Here is an 8,362-nt window from a genome sequence, read left to right as displayed (position 1 = left end):
TCGAGTCCGGCGAAAGCCTCCTGAAATCGCTCCAGCAGCTTGAATCCCCGGAGGCGGGAGACATGGCTCAGGTCGGTTTTGGATTTACGCGGCACCGCGAGGATTGTGCCGGCACGACCTAACGGACCATGGCGGGTTTTCGTTGCCGCGCGCGTGAGCAGATAAGATGCCGGACACAACTGGCGCGAAGCCCCGACAACGGGCGGGCGCGAGACGCGCCAGCCACTGTCTATCTGAATACGGCTTCACCGCGCGCCATTCGTCCCCTCCCCTTATTTGCCCTGGCGGGCGGTGGCCTTGAGGCGGAGGGCGTTGAGGGCGATGAACCCGGTGGCGTCGTCTTGGTTGTAGGCTTCTTCCTGGCCGCCTTCCATGGTGGCGACGGCTTCGGAATACATGCTGAACGGCGAGCGGCGACCGGCTTGCATGACGTTGCCTTTGTAGAGCTTCATGCGGACCTCGCCGGTGACGGTTTTTTGCGTCTCGGTGACGAGGGCCTGGATGGCGACACGCTCGGGGGCGAACCAGAATCCGTTATAAACCAACTGGGCGTATTTGGGGATGAGGCTGTCGCGGATGTGCATGGACTCGCGGTCGACGACGAGGGTTTCGAGGTCGCGGTGGGCCGCGAGCAGGATGGTGCCGCCGGGGGTTTCGTAGATGCCGCGGGATTTCATGCCGACGAAGCGGTTTTCCACGATGTCCACGCGGCCGATGCCGTTGCGACCGCCAAGCAGGTTGAGCACGCGCATGATGCCGTAGGGCGTGAAGAGCGAGTAGCCGTCTTGCTGGCCGGTGGATTTCACGTCGCCCAACTCGCCGAGGAGGGCGCAAAGATTGTCGTGCTTGAGGCCGATGGCGTTGCCTTTTTCGAACAGGATCTGGATGTATTCGGCCTGGTCGGGGGCGTCTTCCGGGGAAACGGAAAGCACATACATATCGGTATCGGCCGGGGTGGTGGCGTCATACCACGGGTCTTCCATGGCTCCGGCCTCGAAGGAGATGTGGAGGAGGTTGCGGTCCATCGAGTAGGGCTTCTTCATGGAGGCCTTGATCGGGATGTTGTTGGCCTCGGCGTAGGCGATCATTTCGGCACGGCCGGGGAATTCCTTGCGGAACTCGGCGTCGCGCCACGGGGCGATGCACTTGACGTTGGGCGCGAGGGCGGCGGCGGAGAGCTCGAAGCGGACCTGGTCGTTGCCTTTGCCGGTGGCTCCGTGGGCGATGGCATCGGCCCCTTCGGCGAGGGCGACCTTGATCATGTCGTGGGTGATGCAGGGGCGGGCGATCGAGGTGCCGAGCAGGTAGCGGCCTTCATAAATCGCGCCGGCCTGGATCATCGGGAAAATGTAGTTGGCGGCGAAGTCTTCCTTGAGGTCGCCGATGAAGCACTTGGAGGCACCGGTGGAGAGCGCCTTGGCTTCGAGGCCGTCGAGCTCGTCGCCCTGGCCGACATCGGCGCAATAGGCGATGATTTCCGCGTTGTATTTAGCCTTGAGCCAGAGAAGGAGAACGGAGGTGTCAAGACCACCGGAGTAAGCGACGACGATTTTCATGAGGGCGGGAGGCAAGCATGAAGCGGCGTGCCGGGCAAGGGGGAAGAGCTTTTGGCTCGTCTAAAAAAGCGAGGAGGATTTCAGCCGCAAAAAGGCGCGGGAAAACAAATCCGGGGCTGGAGGCTGGACGAGCACGAGAAATGAATTCCGAGGTCCGTGAAGAGTCAGGCTTGCAGGACGTGGGTGGTGGCCAGCATTTTGGCGGCTTTTTCAAAAGTAACGAGCGTGTGGCCTTGGCCGTGACTCGCGCCATGGATCAAGCGATCCACAACCCCCGGTTTCGCGGAGCTCAGGTCCGGGAGTGCGAGAACATCGGCGGCATTCCGGCTGATGGTGAAGCCGCCCCCTGCTGACAGTAGCGAAATCATTTCAAGGGCTTCGCTTTTAGGAATCTTGTAGAAAGTTTGCAGGGCGAAGTAAGCTTCTGCGAGGACGATGTCTGAAATATGCAGCGAATCGTTCCCTGCAAGCCGATGGGTCACGAATTCCCTGGCAACTCTCGCCTGATCCGCCGGAACGCCCACCAACAAGCGAAGGACCACCGATGTGTCCAAGCTCACATTCTTAAAATTCACGGTTTGCCCAGGTTGAGTTTCTCCGCAGAGGGGAGTCGAGCACTTCGGATTGGAAATTTGCTTCGTCGAGTTCAATAATCATGTTCGGATATATTTGGGGATTTGTGAACTTTAGCCGGAAGGGTGGAACAAGTGGAGGGTAAGGCTCGGAAAATTTGAAAATATTTTCAGGAATGGAAACTTCATGGAATGGATGGAATTACTCGGGCTTGACGATCGGCTTGCCGGCTTTTTCCCAGGCGACGATGCCGCCTTCAATCTGACGGACGTCGGCGAATCCGAGTTTGACGAGGGCGGCGGCGGCTTCCGCGCTGCGGCGGCCGCTGCGGCAGTAAACCAGCAGCGGCTTGCCCGGATCGAGTTCTTTCGCCGCGCGGGTGGCGAAATCCTTGTCCGTCCACGGGATCAAAACCGCCTTGGCGAGGTGGCCGGTGGCGAATTCCTCCCGCGTCCGCACGTCGAGAATCCGCGCGGCGGGCGTGGCGGCCAGCCAAGTGGCCGCGGCCTCGGCCGGCACGGTCACGGGTTCCGCCGCGACGACGCACCCGGTGAAAATGGCAAATGCGATGGCGAGTGTTTTCATCGCAGCTACCATCGCCCGGAACCGGTGCTGGATCAAGTGGCAGGAAACGCGTCCGCAGGATGAGGTCCATTTGACGAAAGCCAGTGAAGCCGCAGTTTTTCGAGAACGAGCGGACCGCGATACCGCAATCGCGCGGGCGCCTCCGATTCTATCTTGGCTTTGGCCACGTCAACACAATCACCGAACGTGGCGTGAAGTGGTCGTGAATTCCGCCTTACCAGCCTGAGGTGTCGATCCTCTTCACCCGCCGTTGATGTTCTGGGTTCCGGCATTTCACCACAAGCTGATACTCGGCGGGAATGCGGGCATCCAGGATGTAGTCTTGCCTGCTCGGGCATGTTCGACAGGAGGAGGGAAGAAATTTCCTCGGCCCGAAGATCTCATCCCATGGAATGAGGTCTCCCGAGTTCAAGGCATGCATTCCCCAATAGCTCCGCATAGCACATTGGATGTTTCTCATGGTCATCATGCACCCCAGCCGTGCGAACAGAAATTCAGGATGTTCGGAATGGAGACGTCGGTTGCGGCCCGACCAAATGAAGAAAGGCCCTTCCCGCTGGATGGCGCTCGCCTGGCGAACATCTTGATGGTTCAGCGTAACGACAAGGGAGCCGGAACCCACTCCAAGCATCATGCCGGGGCGGTCTTTCAGATCAACCTGCAATCCGACCTCGACCAATATTGAGGAAATCCATAGCAGGATCCAGAATCCGATTCCCCAAAGGAACAAACGTCCGGGAAACAACGCCCGGTTTTGCGCGGGGCTGGGAGTAGGATCGGCCGGATCAGCAGCGCTCATAGGCGACTGCTATCCGAAAGCGCGGTGATGCGCCAGAACAGACCGCCAAGCCCTTCATCTCTTGTTTGGCATGGCGGTTGCAAACCGCCGCCACATCAAGCCACCAACGCTTTCAAGCGGCGGCAGACTTCCTCGACATTCGCACGCGAGTTGAAGGCGGAGATGCGGAAGTAGCCCTCGCCGGCGGAGCCGAAGCCGGAGCCGGGGGTGATGACGACCTGGGCTTCGCCTAACATTTTGTCGAACATGTCCCACGAGCTCAATCCGGCGGGGCAGCCGACCCAGACGTAGGGCGCGTTTTCACCGCCGAAGACCGGCAGTCCGGCGGCGGCGGCGGCTTCGCGGAGGAGCTTGGCGTTACCCATGTAGTGCTCGATGAGCGCGGCGACTTGTTGTTTGCCTTCGGGGGAAAACACGGCGGCGGCGGCTTTCTGGACCGGGTAGCTGGCACCGTTGAACTTGGTGCTGTGGCGGCGGCTCCAGAGCTGGTGGAGCGGGATGCGCTCGCCGGTGTCCGACTTGCCACTAACGGTTTTCGGGATGACGATGTAGGCGCAACGGACGCCGGTGAAGCCTCCGTTTTTCGAAAAGCTGCGGAACTCGATGGCGACATCCTTCGCGCCTTCGATTTCGAAGATGGAGCGCGGGATTTCCGGGTCCTGGATGAAGGCCTCGTAGGCGGCGTCGAAGAGGATGATCGCATCGTTCGCCTTGGCGTATTTCACCCAGGCTTCGAGTTGCGCGCGGGTGGCCACGGCGCCGGTCGGGTTGTTCGGGAAACAGAGGTAAATGAGATCCGCGTGCTCTTTGGGAACGTCGGCGACGAACTTGTTCGCGGCGTTGCAGGGAAGATAGAGCAGGCCGGCGTAGGCGCCCTTTTCATCGGCGTCGCCGGTGTTGCCGGCCATCACGTTGGTATCGACGTAAACCGGATAGACGGGATCGGTGATGGCGATGACGTTGCCCTTGCCGAAGATGTCGAGGATGTTGCCGGTGTCGCACTTCGAGCCGTCCGAGATGAAGACCTCGTCGGCGGAGATGCCGAGATTGGCGAACTGGTTGTCCACGATCGCCTGGCGGAGGAACTCGTAACCTTGCTCCGGGCCATAGCCCTTGAACGTTTCGCGACTGGCCATTTCATCCACGCCTTCATGCATGGCCTTGACCACGGCCTGCGGCAGCGGCTCGGTCACGTCGCCGATGCCGCAACGGATGATGCGGGCGGCCTTGTCAGGGTTTTGCTCGGTGTAAACGCGCACCCGGCGGGCGATTTCGGGGAACAGGTAACCGGCTTTGAGCTTGAGGAAATTGGAATTAATCGTGGCCATGCGGGCGGACGTTTAACGGCCGCCGGGCAATCGCGCAAGACCGGAGGCGGCCGGAAAGCCGCCATTTTCGCGTCGCCTCAAGGCATCAGCAGACCCGAACCGTCTCCACCCCGAGCAAACGCCCGAGCTTTTCGATTTTTCCGGCCAGGTTCCCCACCCCTACCGCGCAATGGTGCGCGGGGCCTTGCGCGTTCCAGTCGTTGGTGAAGCGCCGGGCGCCGATGCCGAACTTGTAGCGGCTGTTCGTGTTGCCGATTTCCAGCACCGGGCCGGGGACCGATTCGCCCTCGGCGACCAGCAGCTTGAGCCGCCCGTCCCCGGTCTCGACGACCGAGAGCAGCGTGACCGGCCCGTGCTTCACCGACATCTCGACGGACAATCCGCCGCCGACCTTGCCGTGATAGACATCGAGCGGCCGCACCTTGGTTTTCCCCTCCGCGATGGCGATGTGGCCGGGTCCGTCGTGGCCCATGAGCACTACGTCCTCCTTCCAATCCATCGCGTAATATTCGGTGAATGAACCACCCGCGCCGAAGCTGTCCATGATCTTCATCGCCTGCGCGTTCTTCACTTCGTATTCGCCGGCGACCGGGATGCCGCGGGCGGTTAGCAGGGAATTTCCGAGAATGATCGAGCTGATGGCGTCTTCGTTGTCCACGTTGCCGGTGCCCATGTAATAGTAGGCCAGCGACCCGAGATCGTGCTCCGCGACCAGCCGGTCCAGCGCGACGGAAGTGCGGGCCGCGCGCTCCAGTTCCTCCTGCGAGCAATCGTCCTGCACGTCGAATTGCTCCCGGAAAAGCGCCACCCGCGCGGCGATGTCCTCATCGCTAACATCACGCCGCATCGCCGCGAGCTCGTCGACCTCCACGATTTCAAGATGCCCGCCGAAGGTCGCGCACTGGAGCGTGGTGTCGGAATAAATGTCGAGCATGCCATTGTAATAATGCCCCATCAGACCGAGCCGGTTGTGCGACATCACATGGGCGACGCGGGCGGCATCGATCCACGCGTCCACCTCGTCCCAACACTCCGGATCGTCGTGCAGCATGCCGGTGATTTGTTCGAAAGGAATGCGCGCGCGCTTGAAGACATTCGCGATTTCCGGCACCGGACACGCCGAGCAATGCGCGAGCCACTCGCCGGTCATCGCCGTGCGGTCGCCCATTTTATTGAACTTCGCGTAATCGATCGCCGCCTCGGGCGCCAGGTTCAGGATGATCACCGGAACCTTCGCCCGGCGGACGACCGGCAGCACCGTGGAGGAAAGCGCGTAAGTGGTGACGTGGAGGAAAATAATGTCCACATCCTCACGGCGGAACTGGTGCCCCGCGTCCATCGCTTTTTCCGGCGAATCGATCAGCCCGAGGTTGACGATTTCCACGCCCGGCCGGCCAAGCTTCGCGCTCACTTCGCCGAGATAGCCTTCCAACCGTTCCTTCAAGCCCGCGAACTGCGGCCAGTAAGTGTCCAAGCCGATCCCAAAAAGCCCAACGCGAACCGGAGTGTTTTTCATCCCCGTAAACTATCGAATGGCCAGCGCTTTGGAAATGGGGCTATTGATCATTCGCATACGGAAAATGACCTCACCTGCCAGCGACTACTTCCGCTACTTTCCCGCCACGCCGGACATGGAGCTCTGGGGCCTCGGCGTGACGGCGGCCGGACACACCCGCATCCGGGCGGGAACCTCGTATCCGCCCGCTTCCCACCCGGAAGATCACGCACTCAACTGGTCTCACGGACGGGTGCTCGACGCGCTCCAAATCGTGCTCGTTTCCGAAGGCGCGGGCTGGCTGGAAACCCGCGCGACCGGCCGCCGCCGCGTGCGCGCGGGCATGGTGTTTCTGCTCCTGCCCGCCACTTGGCATCGCTACCGCCCCGATCCACAGACCGGCTGGACGGAGAGCTGGATTGAAGTCCAAGGCCCGGTGGTGGATGGACTCCTGTCGGCAGGGACGTTTCCAGCGGCCTCCATCATCTATCAGGGCGCGATCGATGCCGGGCTGGAGGAAGCTCTCGACGCCATCCACCGGCAAGTCTTGATAGAATCCAGCTCCCAACCCGAGCTATCCGCCGCCGCGCTGCGGGCGCTCGCTCTCTGCGCACGAACAGCCCGGAGCGGCGTCCGCCCGTCACGCATCCAGCGGGCGGTGGACGACGCGGAGCGATTTCTCAACGAACACCACGCCGAGCCGGTCAACGTCGAGGAACTCGCGGTGAAACTCGGCGTGGCCTACTCGCACTTCCGCCGCGCGTTCCGCGCGCGGACCGGATTCGCGCCGTGGAAATACGTCATTCACTTGCGGCTAACACGCGCCCGGCGGCTGCTCGCGTCCAGCGATGCCAAGCTCGACGACATCGCGGCGCGTGTCGGCTTCAGCTCCGGCTTCCACCTCTCGAACGCGTTCAAGCAAGCCTACGGGCAAGCGCCCGACACGTGGCGGCGGACTCTGGCGGAATGAATCCGCTCACGGCACGAACAGCACCTTCCCCGAGCGCTCCGGCGCGTCAAGCCGAGCCAGCGCGTCGCGATACGCTTCAAGAGGATAGGTTGAATCCACGTGTTGCACGAGTTTCCCGGTGGCCACGCGGTCTGCTAGATTTCCATAGACTCCATTCACCTCGTCACGCGGCGCGTTCTCGATCCAGCGGCTCACCCACAGCCCGCGCACCTGGATGTCGCGGAAAATCAGCAGGCCGTTAGGAACCGTCACCGGCTTGCGGCCCATCGCGCCGTAAGTGATGTGGCAGCCGCTCTCGCGCAGCAGTTTCATCAGGCGCAGTGCGCTGTCCCCGCCGACGGCGTTGAAGGCGAGCGCGGCGTTCGCGCCGCCGAGAACTTCCCGGGCGGCGGCATGTCCGTTTTCGTCATCGATGAAAACCTGGTCCGCACCGAGACCGCGGAGTTCCTCGAACACCTCGGGCCGCCGGACGAAGGAAATCGTGCGGATGCCGAGATCCCGCGCGAGCTGGATCACGCAGCGGCAGACCGCGGAGTTGCCCGCGTTCTGCACGATCCACCCGCCCTTTTCCAGCGCGCCGAAGCCGTGCAGCAGACGCCACGCCGTCGCCGGATTCACCTTGAGCATCGCGGCCTGGTGCGGATCGATGCCGGGCGGTAGCCTGAAAAGACTCTCGCCAGGAACCGTCGTGTGGGACGCCCAAGTCGATGCACGGCGCAGGAAAATCACCCGGTCGCCTTCCTCGAAATCCGCGGAATTGCTCAGCTCCACCACCCCGCAGCCTTCGATGCCAGGCGTCGCCGGCAGCGGCGGCCTCACCCCGTATGTACCCTCGATGATGTTCAGGTCGGCCGGATTCACCGGTGCCGCGAGGATGCGGACCAAGACATCGCCGGGATCAAGAGCTTGCGAAATCAGGCATGCGGCCTCGAACTCGAGGACATCCCGCGGATTCCCAAATTGCCTGAAAACCAACTCTTTGCCGGAGGCCGCTGAATCGTCGTCTTCCATACGGATAACTTGCCACAAGAACGCGCCAAGCCAAGCGAGAAGAGG

At 62.0% G+C, this 8,362-nt stretch carries 8 protein-coding genes; 1 reads left to right on the top strand and 7 read right to left on the bottom strand.

Translation table 11 applies throughout. The features are described 5' to 3' along the window. Nucleotides 1-272: 272 nt before the first annotated feature. The 6 genes from AC4DF4_RS17030 to AC4DF4_RS17005 form a co-directional block, all read right to left on the bottom strand. Nucleotides 273-1,556 (bottom strand): argininosuccinate synthase, encoded by a 1,284-nt coding sequence (locus AC4DF4_RS17030; protein ID WP_490049309.1) that lies wholly within the window; start codon nucleotides 1,554-1,556, stop codon nucleotides 273-275. 164 nt (nucleotides 1,557-1,720) lie between these two features. Beyond that, nucleotides 1,721-2,131 carry a PIN domain-containing protein gene (locus tag AC4DF4_RS17025; protein ID WP_490049308.1) on the bottom strand — a complete coding sequence of 137 codons (411 nt, stop codon included), beginning with the start codon at nucleotides 2,129-2,131 and terminating at the stop codon, nucleotides 1,721-1,723. A gap of 199 nt (nucleotides 2,132-2,330) precedes the next feature. Beyond that, nucleotides 2,331-2,714 carry a rhodanese-like domain-containing protein gene (locus tag AC4DF4_RS17020; protein ID WP_490049307.1) on the bottom strand — a complete coding sequence of 128 codons (384 nt, stop codon included), beginning with the start codon at nucleotides 2,712-2,714 and terminating at the stop codon, nucleotides 2,331-2,333. 214 nt (nucleotides 2,715-2,928) lie between these two features. Next, complete coding sequence (locus AC4DF4_RS17015; protein ID WP_490049306.1) at nucleotides 2,929-3,513, bottom strand: hypothetical protein; 585 nt, start codon at nucleotides 3,511-3,513, stop codon at nucleotides 2,929-2,931. 95 nt (nucleotides 3,514-3,608) lie between these two features. Beyond that, the gene (locus tag AC4DF4_RS17010) at nucleotides 3,609-4,841 is read right to left on the bottom strand and encodes an LL-diaminopimelate aminotransferase (protein ID WP_490049305.1); all 1,233 of its coding nucleotides are present in this window, start codon (nucleotides 4,839-4,841) and stop codon (nucleotides 3,609-3,611) included. A gap of 85 nt (nucleotides 4,842-4,926) precedes the next feature. After that, the gene (locus AC4DF4_RS17005; protein WP_490049304.1) at nucleotides 4,927-6,357 is read right to left on the bottom strand and encodes an arabinose isomerase; all 1,431 of its coding nucleotides are present in this window, start codon (nucleotides 6,355-6,357) and stop codon (nucleotides 4,927-4,929) included. A gap of 64 nt (nucleotides 6,358-6,421) precedes the next feature. Between AC4DF4_RS17005 and AC4DF4_RS17000 the strand changes: the two genes are divergently transcribed. Continuing rightward, on the top strand, nucleotides 6,422-7,306 hold the full coding sequence (locus AC4DF4_RS17000; RefSeq protein WP_490049303.1) for a helix-turn-helix domain-containing protein: 885 nt from the start codon (nucleotides 6,422-6,424) through the stop codon (nucleotides 7,304-7,306). 6 nt (nucleotides 7,307-7,312) lie between these two features. Here the strand turns inward: AC4DF4_RS17000 and AC4DF4_RS16995 are convergent. Then, a partial coding sequence (locus AC4DF4_RS16995) for an MDR family NADPH-dependent oxidoreductase (RefSeq protein ID WP_490049302.1) occupies nucleotides 7,313-8,362 on the bottom strand: 1,050 nt, incomplete at its 5' end.

It is taken from the genome of Luteolibacter sp., from assembly GCF_058122085.1.
The sequence above is the reverse complement of the archived record's forward strand: the minus strand, read 5'-3'. Positions and strand labels throughout refer to the sequence as shown.

What these genes read in the sequence shown, in the direction of transcription:
- AC4DF4_RS17010 (WP_490049305.1), bottom strand. Translation starts at nt 4,841, where the DNA reads ATGGCCACGATTAATTCCAATTTCCTCAAGCTCAAAGCCGGTTACCTG.
- AC4DF4_RS17005 (WP_490049304.1), bottom strand. Translation starts at nt 6,357, where the DNA reads ATGAAAAACACTCCGGTTCGCGTTGGGCTTTTTGGGATCGGCTTGGAC.
- AC4DF4_RS17020 (WP_490049307.1), bottom strand. Translation starts at nt 2,714, where the DNA reads ATGAAAACACTCGCCATCGCATTTGCCATTTTCACCGGGTGCGTCGTC.
- AC4DF4_RS17015 (WP_490049306.1), bottom strand. Translation starts at nt 3,513, where the DNA reads ATGAGCGCTGCTGATCCGGCCGATCCTACTCCCAGCCCCGCGCAAAAC.
- AC4DF4_RS17000 (WP_490049303.1), top strand. Translation starts at nt 6,422, where the DNA reads ATGACCTCACCTGCCAGCGACTACTTCCGCTACTTTCCCGCCACGCCG.
- AC4DF4_RS17030 (WP_490049309.1), bottom strand. Translation starts at nt 1,556, where the DNA reads ATGAAAATCGTCGTCGCTTACTCCGGTGGTCTTGACACCTCCGTTCTC.